The 18490-nt window shown below is 37.7% G+C and carries 15 protein-coding genes; 10 read left to right on the top strand and 5 right to left on the bottom strand.

What is annotated here, in order from left to right; all coding sequences use genetic code 11:
- Positions 1 to 4: 4 nt before the first annotated feature.
- Positions 5 to 1057: an efflux RND transporter periplasmic adaptor subunit gene (locus J8L70_RS12000; RefSeq protein ID WP_211055828.1), complete on the bottom strand. Its 1053-nt coding sequence runs from the start codon at positions 1055 to 1057 to the stop codon at positions 5 to 7.
- A 245-nt stretch (positions 1058 to 1302) separates the two neighbouring features.
- Here J8L70_RS12000 and J8L70_RS11995 point away from each other — a divergent pair, with 245 nt between their 5' ends.
- The 4 genes from J8L70_RS11995 to J8L70_RS11980 all read left to right on the top strand — a co-directional run bounded on the left by J8L70_RS11995 (position 1303) and on the right by J8L70_RS11980 (position 4622).
- Complete coding sequence (locus J8L70_RS11995; protein ID WP_211055827.1) at positions 1303 to 1995, top strand: DUF2982 domain-containing protein; 693 nt, start codon at positions 1303 to 1305, stop codon at positions 1993 to 1995.
- 22 nt (positions 1996 to 2017) lie between these two features.
- Positions 2018 to 2350, top strand: coding sequence for a hypothetical protein (locus J8L70_RS11990; protein WP_211055826.1), 333 nt, complete (start codon positions 2018 to 2020; stop codon positions 2348 to 2350).
- Between the two features lie 89 nt (positions 2351 to 2439).
- Positions 2440 to 4098 (top strand): DUF1566 domain-containing protein, encoded by a 1659-nt coding sequence (locus J8L70_RS11985; protein WP_211055825.1) that lies wholly within the window; start codon positions 2440 to 2442, stop codon positions 4096 to 4098.
- A gap of 8 nt (positions 4099 to 4106) precedes the next feature.
- The gene (locus tag J8L70_RS11980) at positions 4107 to 4622 is read left to right on the top strand and encodes a DUF1566 domain-containing protein (RefSeq protein WP_211055824.1); all 516 of its coding nucleotides are present in this window, start codon (positions 4107 to 4109) and stop codon (positions 4620 to 4622) included.
- 82 nt (positions 4623 to 4704) lie between these two features.
- Here the strand turns inward: J8L70_RS11980 and J8L70_RS11975 are convergent, their stop codons facing one another.
- Positions 4705 to 5109, bottom strand: a complete 405-nt coding sequence (locus J8L70_RS11975) for a VOC family protein (RefSeq protein WP_211055823.1) — start codon at positions 5107 to 5109, stop codon at positions 4705 to 4707.
- 233 nt (positions 5110 to 5342) lie between these two features.
- Between J8L70_RS11975 and J8L70_RS11970 the strand changes: the two genes are divergently transcribed.
- Positions 5343 to 6263, top strand: a complete 921-nt coding sequence (locus tag J8L70_RS11970; RefSeq protein ID WP_211055822.1) for an AAA family ATPase — start codon at positions 5343 to 5345, stop codon at positions 6261 to 6263.
- Positions 6264 to 6274: 11 nt separating this feature from the next.
- Positions 6275 to 7267, top strand: a complete 993-nt coding sequence (locus J8L70_RS11965; RefSeq protein ID WP_211055821.1) for a general secretion pathway protein GspB — start codon at positions 6275 to 6277, stop codon at positions 7265 to 7267.
- A 200-nt stretch (positions 7268 to 7467) separates the two neighbouring features.
- Here J8L70_RS11965 and putA read toward each other — a convergent pair whose 3' ends face one another.
- Positions 7468 to 11271, bottom strand: a complete 3804-nt coding sequence (gene putA / locus J8L70_RS11960) for a bifunctional proline dehydrogenase/L-glutamate gamma-semialdehyde dehydrogenase PutA (protein ID WP_211055820.1) — start codon at positions 11269 to 11271, stop codon at positions 7468 to 7470.
- A gap of 169 nt (positions 11272 to 11440) precedes the next feature.
- Here putA and J8L70_RS11955 point away from each other — a divergent pair, with 169 nt between their 5' ends.
- Positions 11441 to 11923, top strand: a complete 483-nt coding sequence (locus J8L70_RS11955) for a winged helix-turn-helix transcriptional regulator (RefSeq protein WP_211055819.1) — start codon at positions 11441 to 11443, stop codon at positions 11921 to 11923.
- A 63-nt stretch (positions 11924 to 11986) separates the two neighbouring features.
- Here the strand turns inward: J8L70_RS11955 and J8L70_RS11950 are convergent, their stop codons facing one another.
- Positions 11987 to 12592 (bottom strand): TIGR04211 family SH3 domain-containing protein, encoded by a 606-nt coding sequence (locus tag J8L70_RS11950; RefSeq protein ID WP_211055818.1) that lies wholly within the window; start codon positions 12590 to 12592, stop codon positions 11987 to 11989.
- A gap of 343 nt (positions 12593 to 12935) precedes the next feature.
- Here J8L70_RS11950 and J8L70_RS11945 point away from each other — a divergent pair, with 343 nt between their 5' ends.
- Both J8L70_RS11945 and J8L70_RS11940 read left to right on the top strand, forming a co-directional pair.
- Positions 12936 to 14456, top strand: coding sequence for a CYTH and CHAD domain-containing protein (locus J8L70_RS11945; RefSeq protein ID WP_211055817.1), 1521 nt, complete (start codon positions 12936 to 12938; stop codon positions 14454 to 14456).
- A gap of 2 nt (positions 14457 to 14458) precedes the next feature.
- Positions 14459 to 15175, top strand: coding sequence for an START domain-containing protein (locus tag J8L70_RS11940; protein ID WP_211055816.1), 717 nt, complete (start codon positions 14459 to 14461; stop codon positions 15173 to 15175).
- 61 nt (positions 15176 to 15236) lie between these two features.
- Here the strand turns inward: J8L70_RS11940 and J8L70_RS11935 are convergent, their stop codons facing one another.
- Positions 15237 to 16754, bottom strand: a complete 1518-nt coding sequence (locus J8L70_RS11935) for a carboxypeptidase (protein WP_211055815.1) — start codon at positions 16752 to 16754, stop codon at positions 15237 to 15239.
- A 375-nt stretch (positions 16755 to 17129) separates the two neighbouring features.
- Between J8L70_RS11935 and J8L70_RS11930 the strand changes: the two genes are divergently transcribed.
- Positions 17130 to 18365, top strand: coding sequence for a response regulator (locus tag J8L70_RS11930; RefSeq protein ID WP_211055814.1), 1236 nt, complete (start codon positions 17130 to 17132; stop codon positions 18363 to 18365).
- The last annotated feature ends 125 nt before the right edge of the window (positions 18366 to 18490 follow it).

Here is an 18490-nt window from a genome sequence, read left to right as displayed (position 1 = left end):
TTAATTACCCCTCAACACTTACTTTACTACCAGAGCGAATTTTAATAACGCCTTCGGTAATAACTTGCTCGCCGTTGCTTAATCCCTTATCAATCGCAACCCAGCCATTGTTACGAGAGGTAACATGTACTTCAACACGCTGAGCGATTCCATCTTGTATTTGAAATACATAATGTTTGTCTTGCAAAGGGATAACGGCTTTTTCAGGTACCATCAGAGCTTGATTGCTACTAAGCTCTAAGGCGGTATTGAGTAACATACCTGGGCGTAAAAAACCCGATTCATTAATAAAACTTGCTGTTACTTCTACACTTCGAGTAACCGAATCGATACGAGAGCTGATATGAGTCACTTTACCGGTAAAGGTTTTGTCTGGGTAAGCGTCATTTTGCGTAAATACCTTCATGCCTAAAGATAATTGAGCTAAATACTTTTCAGGTACTTTAAAATCTACTTTTATAATACTCACATCATCAAGCGTGGTAATTATCGTACTATTATTTACATATGCGCCGGCTGATATTTCACGTTTACCTAGCAGCCCAGTAAACGGTGCGATAATTGTCATTTCTGATAGTTTTGACTTTGCATTTTGCAGTTGTGCTTCGGTGGCATCGACTTTCGAACGTTGCTCATCAAGGAGTGATTTTGATGTTGATTGACTGCTTGCAAGTTTGGTTAAACGATTAAGTTGACGCTTTTCTTCTTGTAAGTTAATACTTAGTTCTTTTACATCTAATTGCTCTTGCAGGTTTTGTAATTGAACTAATTCTTGTCCTTTTTTAACAAAGTCACCATCTTTAAAATAAATAGCCTTTACATAATCGTTTTGTGCACTTTTAATAAAGATAGCTTGATTAGCGCGGGCGCTCCCTATCGCTTCGATTAAAACCGCGTTTTCTTGCGAGGTTACTGTATGTGCTTTTACAGTGGTGCTTGTCTCAGAGCGACTATTTTGTTTGCCATGAGTTGATGGTAAATATAAATACACACTAAAAATAATAAGAAGTGTGATTATAAATGGAAAAAGAGCTTTGCCTGTTTGTTTAGAATACATTTTTTCATACCAGAAAATTAATTGCACTTAGTGTACAAAATAAGACCGGAGAATACGGGTTATGTATCTCAAAAATTTGTGTGTTTGGCGTAAATCTTATTATTTTACTATTTTTACCCATAAAAAAATGAGGAAATGATGTTTAAAACACGTTGTAAAACATGTATTACGATCCGCAAAGTGGTTTTATGGGGTATTTTAATGTACTTCTTTTATATTACTTTTTATTTGTATAGGTAAATAAAGTGACAAGTATTAAATACCGAGCTCAAGGCGCTCGCCATGCAATAGAGTGCATTATAGTAGGTGCTTTTGGTTTAGTATTTATAATGCTGTTTAATATTTTACAACCCACTGTTATAAGTATCATTGAAATATTTATAGTCAGCGTATGTGTTGTTAGCATTTTAATTGGCTTTTTAAAAACACAGCAACCTTATAATAATATCGAACTAAATCACGATGAGTTTATTTATTATCATAAATTTGGCTGTTGGCGATTAAAGGCGTCAAATATTCGTTATTGTGGCGTCCCAAAAATGGCAGATGGAACGGCTATAAATGCTTTGGGAATTAGAGTGAATAATATCGATGAGCTGTTGATGAATATTTCGATAAGATTAGCGGGTAAATTATTGATAGAGCAGCGCAACTTATTTCTACAAATAGCACAAAAAAATTGCAAAATTGGCAATTGCCCATCAAAATGGTTAATAGAAGAGTCGAATTATAAATCAAAAGCTGGGTATAAGTATTCCGGATTATTAGCCATGTTTGCAAATAGAACTGCGCTTATAAAAGAATTTACAGGGTATGACTTATTACTCCTAGCAAGTGAGTTAGATACGGATGTCTGTGACGTTAGTAACCGTTTAAATAAATGGAAATATAATCCACAGCAGTTTATTAAATTAAATACTAAGCAAACAGATGCTTAATTTAAAGTTGTAGGAAGTCAATATGAGCCAAGAAAGAGCTTTTATTAAAAGTGGTCGTAATACCATAATTCATAAAGATAAAAAACTCGATTTAGTAATCGTTAATGGTGATTCTGATCCTCGTATAAAAGTAACCCAACATGGCTTGGAGCCTTTTAAAGAAGAGTTACCAAAAAACAGACGAGCAGCAAAAGAGCGTTACCTAGAAATGGTGAGTATTGCTTCACCCGATGTATTTAGTGAAGTAAAACAATTATTATTTATCCAAGCTTTAGATGGTCGTGAGTACAAAGTCGATTATAGTAAAAAAGGCACTAAGTTATTTGTTAGAGTTCACCAAGATAGCTATTTATAATATTGAATATTAAGTTCTCTATATAGTGGCATTTTTATTGCTTAACTATTGTCAATAAAACGACTTTTTGACAATGAAGGATGCTAAGCATGAAAGCATTAGCTTATATACCACTTGTTTCGTGTGTGCTATTAAGTGCATGTGGCGGAGGAGGTTCTGACAGTAGCGCTGATATCCAAACGACTGTAAATGCCGGTTCTGATCTTAATATTATAGAAAAAACAGATTTTACAATTACAGCAACAGGCTCGCCGGATGACGGTACTTATACTTGGCAGCGAGTCAGTGGCCCTTCAATTGACGGATTCCCCCTTGATGGTGCCGAGCAAACGCTAACGGCACCCGATGTTAAAGCTGACAGCGAACTCATTTTAAGTGTAAGTTATCAAACCGATAACGGTAGCTTAGTCAGCGATGAAGTGAGTATATTTATAACATCTAATAACCAAATCCCTATTGCAGTGGTAACACAAACTGCACCAGAAACATTGCCATCAGAATATAATGATGTGGTGACCTTAAGTGCTGAAGAATCATATGACCCCGATGAAAATGGGCAAATAGATAGTTATGTGTGGGAGTTACTTTCTGGTTCAACTTTGGAAGTGGATAGTTTTACAAACTCTACAATTAGCTTTAACCATCCTCTTCTAGACGAAAATACTAATTTTATCTGGCAGTTAACAGTGACCGATGATGAAGGCGGTGTGAGTAGTATTGAGTATGATTTAACGCTTAATGAAACAGATGAAGTGGTTATTGCCCAAGCTGGTGAAGATCAACAAGTCGATGAATTTGACGAAGTGACTTTAGATGCAACCGACAGTGAAGTAACAACCGATACCTATAGCTGCGAATGGGAGCAATTGACAGGTGTTGCTGAAACACTTGCCAATAGTGAGCAATGTACAACAAGTTTTATTGCCTCAGATGTCGATACAAATACTGAAATTAGTTTTCAAGTAACGGTTACTGACTCCGAAGGGCGTACTGATACTGACGATGTAACAATTGATATTACACCTAAATCCCTTGGCTTAATAAACGATACTGGTATTGATCAATGTTACAACAATACGCAAAGAATAAATTGTGATAGTGCTGATTTTCCAGAGCAAGATGCAGAACTTGGACGCGATAGTTTTGCTAATAATTTAGACAAAATAGGGCAGGGCGATCTTGCCTTTGACTATACTAAATTAAACGAGTTTGCAGATGAAGTAAGCGATGAATCCGATGACTTTAGTTGTATTAGAGATAATGTAACTGGGCTGGTATGGGAAGTTAAAGAAGTGGTAATGAGTACCTTGCCAGATACCCAAACACGAGCTGCAAATAATCATTATACTTGGTTTATAACAACAGATGGTACCACTGCGGTTGGTAGTACCGCAGGTGAAGCTAACTCTACGTGCCCAAGCGACACGCATTGTGGTTTGCAAGCTTATGTTGATGAAGTTAATGATCTCGATTTTTGTGGCGGCACCAATTGGCGTGTCCCCACTTATAATGAACTACTAGGTTTGTTAGATTATGGCAAGCAAGGTCAAGATGTTTTACTTAATGAGTCTTTCTTTCCAAATACTCCAGATTACGACACATTGGGTCATTTAAGGTATTGGACGTCACAAACAGCAGCTGATGGCACCAGTCTTTCGCAAGCTTATATAATCGATATGAGCAATGGTAACGATTTAGCCTATCCAAAAGAACAAACGGCTTATGTTCGTTTAGTTCGTAGTCGTTAGGAGGAAATATGAAATATATATATATAACGGCAGTCTCTTTATTTGTATTAAGTAGCCATGTCGCAGCACAAACCTGTTATGACAGTGTTGATGAAACAAGCCTGACTGCACGCTTTACAATTAATGCAGATGGCACGGTATCAGATACGCAAACAGGCTTAATGTGGCAAGTGTGTAGCTATGGTCAAAGTTATGATAGCGATACCAATACATGTACAGGATCAGCTCAACAATTAACTTGGCAAGAGGCTTTACGTGGCGCACAAAATGATGACACAGCTTCGTATGATGATTGGCAAGTACCGAATATAAAAGAGCTCGCTACTATTTTGGAGCATAGTTGCACCGACCCAAGTATTAATGAGAGTGTATTTTTTGACACTGAGTCACAAAACTATTGGAGTAATACTTCAGGGGTGACGACGACAGGCTCAGCATGGGTTTATCAATTTGATAGTGGTTTAAATAGTTTGCATGATAAAACCAGTAATGTGTATTTACGCTTGGTACGCTATGAAGAGTAGGCATTTATTTAACGTTTTATCGATAATGTAAAGTAAGCTTATATGGACGCTGCAGAATATATCTTCAGCGTCTTTCGTGGCATTACTGTGAGGTAAGTTGCAATAAATCCCATTTGTTACCATATAAGTCTTGAAACACAACAACCGTACCATAATCTTCTTCTCTAGGAGCTTGTGTAAATGTAACGCCTTTTTCTTTCATTCGATTATAATCTCGCCAAAAGTCATTGGTTTGTAAAAACAGAAATACACGGCCACCTGTTTGATTACCAATCGCGTTTCTTTGTTCTTCAGTAGAGGCTTTTGCTAAAATAAGGCTCATACCTGAGGTATTTGGTGGGGCAACTTGTACCCAACGCTTTCCTTTCTCTAGTTGTGTGTCTTCAAGTAAAGTGAAAAGTAATTTATTAGTGTAAAAATCAATGGCTTCGTCGTAATCTCTTACCACTAAAGCAACACTTGCTATTTGTTGTGCGGGAGAATGCATGGTTTTGTTACTCATAGTGAAAAATGAAAGTGAGAAGGAAAAATAAATTAACCCCTCTGCGTATTCGCTTTTAAAAATATAGGTGTTTGTTTAATAAAATATATCTTAAATTTTGATATTTGCGGTATATTTACTTTTTAACGTTCTTTTTTCTATAAAACCCTGACAATATTGTCACTTACCGGTTTTTTTTGCCATTATAGGCGCTTATTTTATTTTGAAGGAACAGTGCGGTGTATTTAAGTTATTTTGGCTTGCACGAAAAACCATTTTCAATCTCGCCTAACCCTCATTATTTATTTTTAAGTGAGCGACACAAAGAAGCATTAGCTCATTTAACATATGGGCTGGGAGAAGATGGAGGTTTTGTACTGCTAACAGGTGAAGTGGGGACAGGTAAAACCACATTAACTCGTAGCATGTTAGAAAAGCTCCCTGAGAATACACAAACAGCGATGATACATAATCCTGCTTTATCGCAGGTAGAGTTACTAGGTAGTATCTGTGATGAGCTAGGCATCGATTATGATGAACAAAGTACTAGCCTTAAAGTGCTTACTAATACAATTAAGCAGTATTTAGAGAAAAATAATGCAGCCGGTATTCACACATTATTAATTATTGATGAAGCACAATTGTTAGCTCCAGATGTATTGGAGCAATTGAGGTTACTGACTAATATAGAAACGAATCATAAAAAACTATTACAGATCGTTTTGGTAGGTCAACCCGAGTTACAATTATTATTAAAGCGCAATGAGTTAAGGCAGTTAGCACAAAGAATTACTGCAAGGTATCATTTACTTGCGTTAACTCAAGGGCAAACTATTTCGTATATACAGCATAGATTGTTTATTGCAGGTTCTGAAAAAGGGCTGTTTACTTTAGAAGCAATGAAAACTGTACATGAACTTACTCAGGGTGTTCCTCGGTTGATAAACTTAGTGTGCGAACGCGCTTTAGTTAGTGCGTTCTCTAAGCAAACATTGATCATCGAAAGTGATATTGTTCAATTGGCGGCAAAAGAAGCGCTCCCATTAGATTTAATACCAACGAAGCAAGGTAATTCTTTTAAATTTAATGCTAAGTTGGGCTTATCAATTGCCGTATTTGGCCTTTTCTTTGCTGGCTTTGGGCTTTCATATATTTTTTAACTAGGTAATTTATGTCTATTTTATTAGATGCTTTAAAGCAGTCACAAAGTAGCGATGCAAATGCAGTGCAATACGATATGCAACAGGCACAAGAAAAACAACAACACGCATTAAAGCGTTATCGCCAGATTTCATTTGGACTTGGTGCCAGCTTAGTGTCTATTTTACTTATCGCTGGTGGTTATTTTACGGGGCAATGGGTACAGCAACAGCCCAGTCGTCACGATTCAAGTGCTAATGTCGTTAAGCAAACGTTAGCGCTTGAGGCTGAACCATTACCTGCTTCAATCGCAAAAAGTACTCAAAGTACAATGGCAGAGATAAAAAGCGATCCTGTTGCAGCAGACTCCGCACCAGTTACGACAGTCGTTGAGCAGCAGCCAATATATATTCAAACTGAAAATGGCTTACAGCAAGTAACACTAAACGCACAAGGTGAATATATTGCGGTACAAACACCCTTAAAGCAAAAACCTAAAAAGGTGACTGCGAGCAAGGTGCAAAAAAATTCTGCTAACACCGTTAATACGGCTAGTAATATCAATAACGCAGCGGATGAAAATAATACGCAACTGGATTTAAGTAAATATAAAGTGCTTGGTAAGCCGTTAACTAATGATAATAGTCAAGCCAGGATTGGATTTGATGATCCTGAATTAGAGACTGTACCTGATAAACTTAAAAATGCATTTGCAAAAGCAGTGCAAGAAACCCAACAACTAAATGATTATGAAGTCACGCAAGGAACTAAATCATCTTCAAGAGTGCAGCCAATAGAATTATTACCAGATGGTTTACTTCGTTTAATACCGCCAATTAAATATCAAGCACATATCTATTCTTCCACTCCAGATAAACGATGGATAAAGATTAATGGTCGTGAGCTTTATGAAGGAGACCGTTTAGGGGCACTTAGAGTTAATGAAATTACTCCTGAGCAAAGTGTACTTAATTTTGATGGTTATGAGTTTAGCTTAAAAGCACTGCAAGATTGGCCTGATTAATAACTTATAATTAAATGATTAAAAGCGCTCTAAATCAATGTTTTAGCTCTTGGTTATTTAGGTTTTTTTGCTTTTGTCAGTGATTTTTTAAGGTAAGTAACGTTTGTTGCTATATCAAGATCAAATTGCAGAGTTTCATCAAACAAGCAAATAAAAAGGCACCAACAGGTGCCTTTATTTTTATGGGTATTTAATTTAGGTTACTCGTCATCTTCTTCTAAAGTCATTAAGGATGTATTACCCCCTGAGGCGGTCGTATCTATACTAATGGTCTTTTCAGTAATTAAACGCTTAATTAAAGTATCGTAATATTCAGAGCTAATAACCGGTAAAATAGCTCCTTTTCGTTGCGCCAATTGTTGACTAAAGTAACCTAATCTCGATGAACGAGCTGCAACGACGGCCCCCGACAAATGAGGGTGCGCTAATATTGCCTGTAGCTGATTTGGACGAGCTACTTGGAAAACACCTTCTGCAACGCCTGTAGCAATAAACTTATCTCTAAAGGCCAAAGCTTCATCGTAAAATAACTCTGAAGCTACCGTAATTACAGTATTACCAGCAGCAATAGCGGTGATAATAGACAGAGCCCAAAAATTAAATGAGGTGCTTTTATCTGCATAACAAACCACACAGCCACGCGCTTCTAGGTGTAATGTGTTAGATTCCCCCGTTGGCCCTGGTAAGGTCGTATACTTTCGCATGTGCTTTTCTAGTCGATTTAATTGAGCACGCGCTTCGGCAAGTGTTAATGCTAAATCGTCGGCTAAATCGTCGATGATTTCAACGGTTGCTATTTTTGCAAGCAATTGCCTAACGGCCGACACTCGGTCGTTAAGTGGGGTTGCACGCCAAATTTTTTCGTCTCGCATTGAGTTAAACATTAATCGCTCAACTTGCTCATTCGCTCCGCTGTAATGATGTAAATCTAGCTCGTCGGGTGTGAGGTTCGTCATTTGTACGTTATCAGGCGATGCCTTTTCTTTCACTAGGCGCTGTAGGTAGTTAGGACCACCGGCTTTAGGGCCTGTACCCGATAAACCGCGGCCACCAAATGGCTGAACACCTACAATAGCCCCGATCATATTGCGGTTAACATACACATTACCTGCACGAGACATTTTAGCTAAATACTCACAGCGCTCTTCTATGCGTGAATGTATTCCCATGGTTAAGCCAAAACCGGTGTTATTAATTTGATCAATCACATTGTCTATATCGTTCGCTTTAAAGCGAACAATATGAACACATGGACCAAATACTTCACGTTTGAGTATAGATAAATCGGCTATTTCGTATAAACGAGGAGCAAAGAAGTAAGCACCATTTTCACTGTTATCAGGTATATCGCATTGATAATGCAGTGTTGCATTACCTTTTAAGTATTCAACATGGTCATTGAGGCTTTTTAGTGCTTTTTCATCAATAACAGGACCTACATCGGTAGATAATAGTGATGGATCACCAATATGTAGCTCCTTTAACGCACCTTTAATCATCGTAATTATGCCGTCGGCTACATCGTCTTGAATAAACAATACACGTAAAGCCGAGCAACGTTGGCCTGCACTTTGAAAACCTGAACTAATTACATCATCAACCACTTGCTCTGGCAGAGCTGTTGAGTCAACAATCATACAGTTTTGTCCACCTGTTTCGGCAATCAGTGGAACTTGAATATCGTTACGTGCAGCTAAAGTTTGCGAAATGACGGTACCAGTTTGAGTTGAACCAGTAAACATAACAGCTTGTATGCGCTCATCAGGTACAATCGTTTTACCCACTTCTGCACCACGGGCAATCACAGGCTGTACTACATGCTCAGGCAGACCGACTGATAGCATAAGCTCAATGGCACGCAAGGCAATTAAACTTGTTTGTTCTGCTGGCTTAGCGATTACGGTATTGCCGGTTACAATAGCTGCTCCAACTTGACCTAAGAAAATGGCTAACGGGAAATTCCAAGGGCTTATACATAAGATAACCCCACGTGCTTCAAAACGCTCATCTTGTGATAATTCTTCAGCACGCGCTGCATAGTATCGACAAAAATCAACTGCTTCACGTACTTCATCAATACCATCTTGTGCTACTTTACCGGCTTCTTTGATACAAATAGCAACTAACTCATCATGATGTCGCTCCAATATATCAGCCACTCTGCGCAGTAAATTAGCACGCTCTGTTACAGTGGTTTGTGACCATGATTCAAATGCCGTTTCGGCATTTTCCAACATAACTTGCATTTCATCGGCGCTGTGTAATTTTACATGACCAATTATTTCTTGATGATTGGCTGGGTTTTTAACCGCTAATGACCCTTGTGGTACATCACTTTCTTTAATTAAATGTTCGTTAAACCAATTATCAAGATTTTCTTTAAATGGCGTAATAACATTAATATCGGTTAAATCCATCCCTTTAGAATTTGCACGTTCTTCACCGTACAAGTCTATTGGCATTTTAATTTGGGTATTGTACTTGTTACGAAGTCCTTGAAGCGTTTCTACCGGATCTGGTAACAATGATTCTACCGGCTTTGTGGTATCAACAATGGCATTTACAAACGATGAGTTGGCACCGTTTTCTAATAAACGACGTACTAAATATGCTAATAGGTCTTCATGTTGCCCAACAGGTGCGTAAACACGGCATTGAATTTTTTCTTCGGTGACGATTTGATCAAACAATGATTCGCCCATACCGTGTAAGCGTTGAAATTCAAAACCACTATGATCGCCTTTAGCAACTTCAAGTATTGTGGCTGCCGTGTATGCATTGTGAGTCGCAAACTGAGGGTACAGCGCATCACGTGCTTCGAGCATTTTTATTGCACAGGCTTTATACGAAACATCCGTGGTGGCTTTGCGCGTAAATACGGGGTAATGATCGAGTCCGTCTTGCTGTGTCGTTTTTATTTCGGTATCCCAGTATGCACCTTTTACCAATCGCACCATTAATTTACGGCCAACGCGACGTGATAACTCAGTTAGCCATTCGATGACAAAAATAGCACGCTTTTGATAAGCTTGTACTGCTAAACCAAATCCATGCCAACCATCAAGGTCAGGGTCACTAAATACCGCCTCAATAATATCTAAAGAAATATCTAAACGGTCGGCCTCTTCTGCATCAACAGTGAAACCAATATCGTATTTTTTTGCCGCCAGAGCGAGCTCTTTTAATTTAGGAATTATTTCGGTGATGACACGCTCTTTATGCGAAAATTCATAACGAGGGTGAATAGCTGATAATTTCACTGATATGCCAGGGCTTTTAATTGGTCCGCGACCGTTTGCCGCTGTACCAATTGCATGTATGGCATTCATGTAACTATTATAATAACGCTGCGCATCTTGTGCTGTACGAGCCCCTTCACCGAGCATATCGTACGAATAAACATAGCCTTTTTGTTCTTTATCGGCTGCACGCTCAATGGCTTCGTCAATAGTTCGTCCCATGACGAATTGTTTACCCATTATTTTCATTGCAAAGTTAACTGACTTTCGAATAACAGGCTCACCTAAACGACCAATGGTCTTTTTTAACATGCCAAATTGTTGTTCTTTGGTCTTATCTGTGTAGTTAACCATTTTACCCGTGACTAACAGTCCCCACGATGAAGCATTTACAAATAACGAGTCGCTGCTTCCTAAATGAGAGCTCCAATCACCTTTTGCAAGTTTATCGCGGATTAATGTATCTTGAGTTGCTTTATCTGGTACGCGAAGCAGAGCTTCGGCTAAGCACATAAGTACGACACCTTCTTCACTTGAAAGTGAAAATTCGTTTAGTAATGCATCAACACCACTTTGTCCATCTTGGTCTTTACGAATGTTTAAAACAATTTGGCGAGCTCTTTCCCATGCTCGGCTACGTGCTTTTACCCCAACTTCTGCAAGGGGTAAAATGTGGTCAATTACGGCATTTTCATCGATGCGGTAAAAATCTCGGATTTTTTGTCTAATTGGACACGTTGTCGTTAAATCGCCATTGAATAACATAAGCAACCCTTAAGAGTGTTTAGATTTAAAGTAAAATTAATTACCAATAAATTATCAGTCATATAATTTGTGCATTCTAATTAAAATTCAGCAGAATATGCTGGTTAAATTTCGCGTTTTACGATAATTTACAGGGCATAAACCTAACTTATCCGCATAAAATTCTGTTATGAGTATATCCAGTAGATTACGAATGCTAGATCGTATTGATTTAGCAATTTTAGAGGTTCTGCAAAGTAATGGCCGAATTTCTAATGTTAACCTCGCCAAGCAGGTAAATTTAAGCCCAAGCCCATGCTTAGACCGTGTAAAACGTTTAGAGCAAGAAGGCTATATAGAAGGGTATTGTGCTAAACTCAGTGAAGCTAAGTTAAACCAGAGTTTATTAGCACATGTTCAAGTGTCGTTAGTGAGCTCTAATACTGCTGTGTTTAAAGTGTTTCGCGAGCGCATTTTAAAAATAAAGCAGGTGGTTGAGTGCGATATGGTGGCCGGCGGTTATGATTATTTATTAAAAATTCGAGTGTCGGATATGGATGAGTATCGAGAAGTACTTGGGGATTTGGTCGATATTCCAGGGGTAGGGACTCATCATAGCTATATGGTAATAGAAAAAATAAAACAAGACTCAGGACTTAGGTTAGATAACTAACGCCATAAACAATAAAAAAGCATCAATCGATGCTTTTTTATTGTGAGTAAGGTGGGTAACGGTTTATGCCCAACCTTCGTAACGCTTACGTCGTGATAATGCAATCGTTAAAATGATGCCGATAAATAAACCAATAAATGCAATTGCACCGCCATAGGTCAGAAGTTGGCGCTTTTCTTTCGCTGTTGCAGCTTGTTTACCTGTACGCTCTTGCTCTATGGTCATTTTTAATTTTGCAATTTGAGCTGATAAACTTTGGTTTTGCTCGGTTAAACGATGATTTTGTTGTTGCAGCTTGGGTAGCTCAACTTCAGCTTGGCGCAATTGGTTTTGCACAATCGTCATGCTACTACTGAGTTCTTGATATTGTTGATGCAAACCCGCTTCATTACTTATGAACTTAGCTTCAACCCAGCCTTCACGTCCTTTCTCATCTTTTATCTGAATAAACCCATTATTTTGTTCGGACAAAACAGTAATTTTGCTGCCCGCATCGACAGAGCCTAATAAACGATAATTTTTCCCTGCGCCAGAGCGCATAAAAGTATACAGATTATCAACTATATATGCATTTTGGGCGTTGGTTTCAGCTGATGTTTGCGCCTCTTGCGCAGAGCTCATGAAGGTGGTGGCTGTAAGTATTAGCCCTAGTAAACAGTGTTTTAGCATTGATCTACCTTGTAAGCTAAGTTGCTTTGTTCAACAATTTAGCGGAGTAATTCACATAAGTAGTTAGATAGTATGGATTTAGTCGATTAATAGCAAGGCTGATATGTTCTCACAAAATAAAAATGAGCACGAATGGCTTTATTGCGCGTTGCTTAAATTAAGCGAGGATATTGATTTGGCCTTCAAAGGTGAGACACAAATAGAAAATGAAACGTCTTGATTTAGCTGCTGTTAGCGGATTTTAGCTTCATAATTATTAAATTTCAGTGTTAAAAATTTGCAAAATACCACGGCTTTGTTTATTTTGAGCACTTATATATTTTAAAGGTAATCCTCACCCATAATGGATACTGAGATAGAACTGAAATTTTTGGTATCAGATGCCGTAGTTCAACTGATCCCTTCTTTAATCACTAAATTTGCTAAAACGGTCACAAATAAGCCCTCTCGTAATTTAATTAACGCTTATTATGATACCCCAAATCGAGAGTTAAGAGCCCTTGATATTGGTTTTAGAACGCGTTGTAGCGACAGTGAGTGTGAACAAACAATTAAACTTGCTGGTGAAGTTATTGGCGGGTTACATCAACGGCCAGAGTACAACTTACCTTTACCAACAAATCAGCCGAACTTAGCTGCCTTTGATGCCAATATATGGCCTCACGCAATGCAAGTGGAGTCGATAGCAGATAATATTTACCCTATATTCAGTACTAACTTTATTCGCCGTACTTGGTTAATTGAATCACCAAACGGAGCAAAAATAGAAGTCGTACTAGATAAAGGTGAGGTTGTTGGCGCAGATAAAGTTGAAATTATACGTGAGCTTGAAATTGAACTAATTGAAGGCAGTCGCAACGATTTATTTGAGTTAGCTGATTTATTGGTGAGCCAAAACTGTATTCGTTTAGGGTTATATTCTAAAGCAGCCCGAGGCTATAGATTAGCCGATGATAAACCGCTAAAGCCTAGTAAATCTATTGGCTTTGTGAAATTGCCAGAAAATTCTACACAAGAACAAGCATTAATAGCAGCGATGACGTTTGGTATTCAATTTGTACAAAAACATGAACAGTGCTATTTCAACAAAGCAAGCTTAAAAACCCTAAAACGTGTAACCGATGGTATTAGTTTAATCCGTCATAATTTTTGGTTGTTTGACGATATCGTTTCTAAACAAAGCACAGAACATTTACGTAATGAACTAAAGTGGTTGTTAAGTGAATTAGCTTGGGTTGAGAATGCGATCCAATTAAAAACGTATACTTCAAAACGCCATGCATTTTATAAAAAAATTAGCTCTGCACCGGCGTTGGCACAAGTAATTAGCGATTTAAAGCAATTACAACCAAGTGTTGATGATATACAGGCTTTATTTCATAGTGCGCGCTACAACCGCTTATTACTAAGTTTAACAACGTGGTTAATAGATAAACAATGGCGTAAAGACTGGGGCCAAGCACAATTGCAGGCTGCTGAATTACCCATTGCAGATATTGCTAAACGCCTTTTTGATAAAGATTGGAAAAATGTACATAAGCTATTACCAGCAAAACAAAAATTAACTTGTTTTGATTATATTAACTTGCGCACTCAACTAGAAAATAGCTTATTAAGTGGTAATTGCTTAGGAAACTTATTTGATAAAGATGCTCGATTAGAGTTTAGATTACCTTGGCTTGATATTTCTCATGGAATGTATGAGTTAAGCACTTTGGAGTATTTAAAGCAGCTGTGTGCAGGACAAGAAGATGAACAGCTGGCAAAAATCCAGGCATGGCTTGATCAAAAATCGGAGTTTTTAGTCAATGCGATGGAGCAAAGCAGAAGAGCATCTTTTGATATAGAACCTTATTGGCAATAGCCATGATACACCCCTTTGTTTTATCGTCTTTTTTAAATGGTTTACTAAGGGGGTGTCATTATTTGCTTTTTGTATGCTTGAGTATTTTTTGTGAAAATGTATTTAGCCAAAATGCTTGGCAAAGTTACATTAATAAACAGACACTTGATGTTCAGTATATAGAGCATCAAAGTGGGGCAATTGAAGTTAAAGGCCGTGTTGATATTGATAACGTTAGCGCAAAAGATTTTTTAACTTTATTAAGTGATACAGATAAAGCAGCAGATTGGATCGAAAATATATCTCAAGTTAAGCTGCTGCGCTTTTTAAGTAAATCAGAGAATCTTGTGTATACTTTTATTGATTCTCCTTGGCCGGTCTCTAACAGAGATGTGATCACTTATTCTTGTTATCAAAAATTAAATACCACGCAAAGTGTTTTAAAAGTCTTTGCAAAACCTGAATATATAGCAGAAAAACCCACACTTATTCGTATAAAAACACTTCAAGCGTCTTGGTTACTTACCCAGCACCTGCATTATTTAACTATAGAATACCAAGTATATAGCTTACCAGAGGGCTCAATTGCGTTATGGTTAAACAATAAAGTTATTTTGAAAAGTGTCGCTAAAACATTAACAAATTTGCGTACAATGTTAGCTGAAAATAAATACAAAAAGACAGGGCAGATTATTGAAGCTGGAAAATGTACTCAGTTTGAAAGTAACGTTAAATCTTAAGCTGGGAAATAGGCTTATGCTAGCCTGAGCGCTAACATAAGCATAAACACAAAGAACCTTATTAGTATTTAGCCGCTTGGCCTGGTGCCGGTAACGATGTGGTTATAAAGTCACGTAAGTCATTGTTTGAACTTTTTAAATCAGCATGTCGTAAATACATCATATGCCCACTTCTATAGCCTTTAAAACTCAAACGGTTTTTCATCTTGCCACTTGGGTCTAGTTGCCATAGGGTATATTTTGCGTCAAAGTAATTTGTTGCGCCATCATAATAACCTGACTGAATCATGACGTTTAAGTAAGGATTTTGTGCCATAGCAAGACGAAGGTTTTCGCCAGTATTGTTATTACTTCTATCCCATGGGTGGACGTTGCCAAATAAATTATATTTAACATCGGTTTTATAATTTAGCTCATTGCGTAAGTAATGGTTAATCGCGGGAGTAAATGAGTGCAACCATGACGTTAACTCAGCCCAGTAATCGGGTCTATCACCTGCGTCTTTTTTATCAATGCCTAAGTAGCGAGAATCTAAGCGCCCTATAGTCTGACCTCGGTCACGCAGCAATTCTTTCCAATATGAGCTTGGCGTAATATCAAGGTTGTTTTGTGTAATGAATTGTTCAGATACCCCCGAAAAATAGGCCATTTTCTTTATAATTTGACGCTTTTCATCGGGATCTATAAATCCACCTTTTGCAATCGCTGGTAATAATTCATTAATGGTAAAACGTTCTACTTCAGGGAGCAATTCATCTAAATCTTTTGCTTGTAACTGGGTTGGTAACGCTTTGTGGTACCAAGCTGTAGCTGCAAAGTATGGCAGGCGATTAGCAGCCTCTACTGGGCCCTCTCGCTTTATGCCAATTTCAGTAGGTGAAACTAATACAACGCCATTGACATACATCCATTGGCGATTTTGTAACTCGTGGGCTAAACCCGAAACACGCGTCGTGCCATAACTTTCGCCAATTAAGAATTTAGGTGAGCGCCAACGTTCGTTACGATTTACAAATGTATTAAGCCACTCAGCAAGGTATTTTATATCGGCATTTACCCCAAAAAACATCTCTTTTTGTTTTGCCTTTGAGGGGAGTTCACCAGCTTCATTTTCAAGTACTCGTGAGTAACCCGTATTCACTGGATTAACATAAACTATATCGGCAATATCAAGCACTGAATATGGATTATCTTTAATACCGTATGGCTGAATTGGATAGCCTTCATCATCAATTTTTAATACACGTGGACCGGTATAAGCAATGTGCATCCAAACTGATGCAGAGCCTGGCCCACCATTGAAAGAAATAAGGAGTGGGCGCTTAGAGTCATCATCTATTTTATCGCGCTTATAATAGGTATATTGCAATGTGGCTATTGCATTGCCCTTATCATCCCATACTGGTTGTGTACCCGCTGTTGCAGTGTAGCTAAAGCGTTGACCGTTTATTTTTGCTTTATGCTGCGTCACCACTTTAGTGTCGATATCGATTCGACGTTGGTGATCATTGGCAAACACAGTATGTATATTTAATGTTAGCAATATGAGTGATGCACCCATTAATTGTGTGATCTTCATTATTTATCCTTTTTATATTTAATGACGCTATTAAAGATAAAAATACAAATAATCACAAAGTTAATGAGACTAGCGACTTAAATTACAGATGAAGTGACCTAACTTTACTTTTTTGTAGTGATAAAGTGCTGCTAGTTTTTATTTTGTAACTATAAAGAATTGTTCTTAAAATATAAATTATTCGCTTTTATGGTTAACTGTTTAGCTTGTTCCTATAATGACGTATATTTACAGGAAAATTAAGTATGGTGAATATGAGTAGCTGCTTTTACAAAGCGCTAATGCATACTTTAGCGTGCCGGTCGTGTATTTATGAACTGTACACATGAAATTTCAGTGTCAGTAACAACGAGTTTTATTGTTTAAAGAGGGTCTATGCAAAGAGTATTGATAGTTGAAGACAGCAAAGTAGTACAACAGGTTTTGCGCCATTTAACAGCTCAGTATCTTGATGTTGCGGTTGATTTTGCGTGGTCGTTAGCTGAATGTAAGACCTATATAGAACAATACACTTATACTTTAGCGTTAGTCGATTTAACTTTACCAGATGCGCCCAGTGGTGAAGTCGCTAAGTACACCTTGTCTAAAAAAATACCCACCGTTGTGCTGACATCAAAGATAGATGAATACAAACGTCAACAGATGCTGGAACTGGGTGTTATTGATTATGTTATTAAAGATAATCGCGACTCTTATCATTATGCGATTAAATTAGTCGCGCAATTATTACGAAATGAAGGGTGTAAAGCATTAGTTGCTGATGACTCGGTTTTAAGTCGATCAATTATGAAGCAAATGCTAGAGAAGCAATTGTTTAAAGTAAGTGCCGCAAGTGATGGCTTACATGCACTTGAAATTATTAAAAATGATCCCGAAATTAAACTGTTATTAACTGATTATGCGATGCCTTCGATGGACGGTTTTGAGTTAGTAAAAGCGGTGCGCAATTTTAGAGGTCGTGATGATTTAGCGATTATAGGGCTTTCGGGAGCCGGTAAAAGTGGTTTATCTGTCAGATTTATTAAATATGGCGCAAATGACTTTTTAAATAAACCTTTTATGAATGAAGAGTTTCACTGTCGTATTTTGCAAACAATGGAACAGCTCGCCTTGATCACCGATATCAAAGAAAGTGCAGCGAAAGACCATTTAACGGGGCTTTATAATCGGCGCTACTTTTATCAGTTTGCAGAAAGATTATTAAATGATAAAACTAAGCAAAATAGTTTAGCGTTACTCGATATTGATTTTTTTAAAAAAATTAATGATACCTTTGGGCATGAGGCGGGAGATCAAGCTTTAAAGCAAGTTGCTAATTTATTAAAAAACTCCTTTTCACCTTATACCGTCGCGCGTGTTGGAGGAGAGGAGTTTGCGATTATTTTAACTGAGTTAGATATCAATCAAGCATATGAATTACTTGATGCATTTAGATCTCGCTTGGCAAACTATGATTTTGTTATTAATAATCAAGCCCATAAAATTACGGTCAGTATCGGGGTGGCTCATTTTTTTGATGTGACATTAACAGAAGCGATGCGTTTAGCAGATGAAGCCCTATATCAAGCGAAGAATAACAACAGAGATTGTATCGTATTACAAAAGAAGTAAATATAAAGTACCGCACCAATGTAGCTAGATTGTAAATAATGCGCACCTTAATGGTGCGTTTTTTTTTGAGTTGTGGTTTTGTTTTTGTTTAAGTTGTTGTTTTTAATCGCTTTTAAATAGTGGCA

Source organism: Pseudoalteromonas sp. MMG010, assembly GCF_018100905.1.
Classification (GTDB): domain Bacteria; phylum Pseudomonadota; class Gammaproteobacteria; order Enterobacterales; family Alteromonadaceae; genus Pseudoalteromonas.
This window is presented reverse-complemented; position numbering and strand designations above follow the sequence as displayed.

Bases quoted from the DNA above. Each gene is read 5' to 3' on its own strand.
- J8L70_RS12000 (WP_211055828.1), bottom strand. From the start codon at position 1,057: ATGTATTCTAAACAAACAGGCAAAGCTCTTTTTCCATTTATAATCACA.
- J8L70_RS11990 (WP_211055826.1), top strand. From the start codon at position 2,018: ATGAGCCAAGAAAGAGCTTTTATTAAAAGTGGTCGTAATACCATAATT.
- J8L70_RS11985 (WP_211055825.1), top strand. From the start codon at position 2,440: ATGAAAGCATTAGCTTATATACCACTTGTTTCGTGTGTGCTATTAAGT.
- J8L70_RS11980 (WP_211055824.1), top strand. From the start codon at position 4,107: ATGAAATATATATATATAACGGCAGTCTCTTTATTTGTATTAAGTAGC.
- J8L70_RS11975 (WP_211055823.1), bottom strand. From the start codon at position 5,109: ATGCATTCTCCCGCACAACAAATAGCAAGTGTTGCTTTAGTGGTAAGA.
- J8L70_RS11965 (WP_211055821.1), top strand. From the start codon at position 6,275: ATGTCTATTTTATTAGATGCTTTAAAGCAGTCACAAAGTAGCGATGCA.
- putA (WP_211055820.1), bottom strand. From the start codon at position 11,271: ATGTTATTCAATGGCGATTTAACGACAACGTGTCCAATTAGACAAAAA.
- J8L70_RS11955 (WP_211055819.1), top strand. From the start codon at position 11,441: ATGAGTATATCCAGTAGATTACGAATGCTAGATCGTATTGATTTAGCA.
- J8L70_RS11950 (WP_211055818.1), bottom strand. From the start codon at position 12,592: ATGCTAAAACACTGTTTACTAGGGCTAATACTTACAGCCACCACCTTC.
- J8L70_RS11945 (WP_211055817.1), top strand. From the start codon at position 12,936: ATGGATACTGAGATAGAACTGAAATTTTTGGTATCAGATGCCGTAGTT.
- J8L70_RS11940 (WP_211055816.1), top strand. From the start codon at position 14,459: ATGATACACCCCTTTGTTTTATCGTCTTTTTTAAATGGTTTACTAAGG.
- J8L70_RS11935 (WP_211055815.1), bottom strand. From the start codon at position 16,754: ATGAAGATCACACAATTAATGGGTGCATCACTCATATTGCTAACATTA.
- J8L70_RS11930 (WP_211055814.1), top strand. From the start codon at position 17,130: ATGCAAAGAGTATTGATAGTTGAAGACAGCAAAGTAGTACAACAGGTT.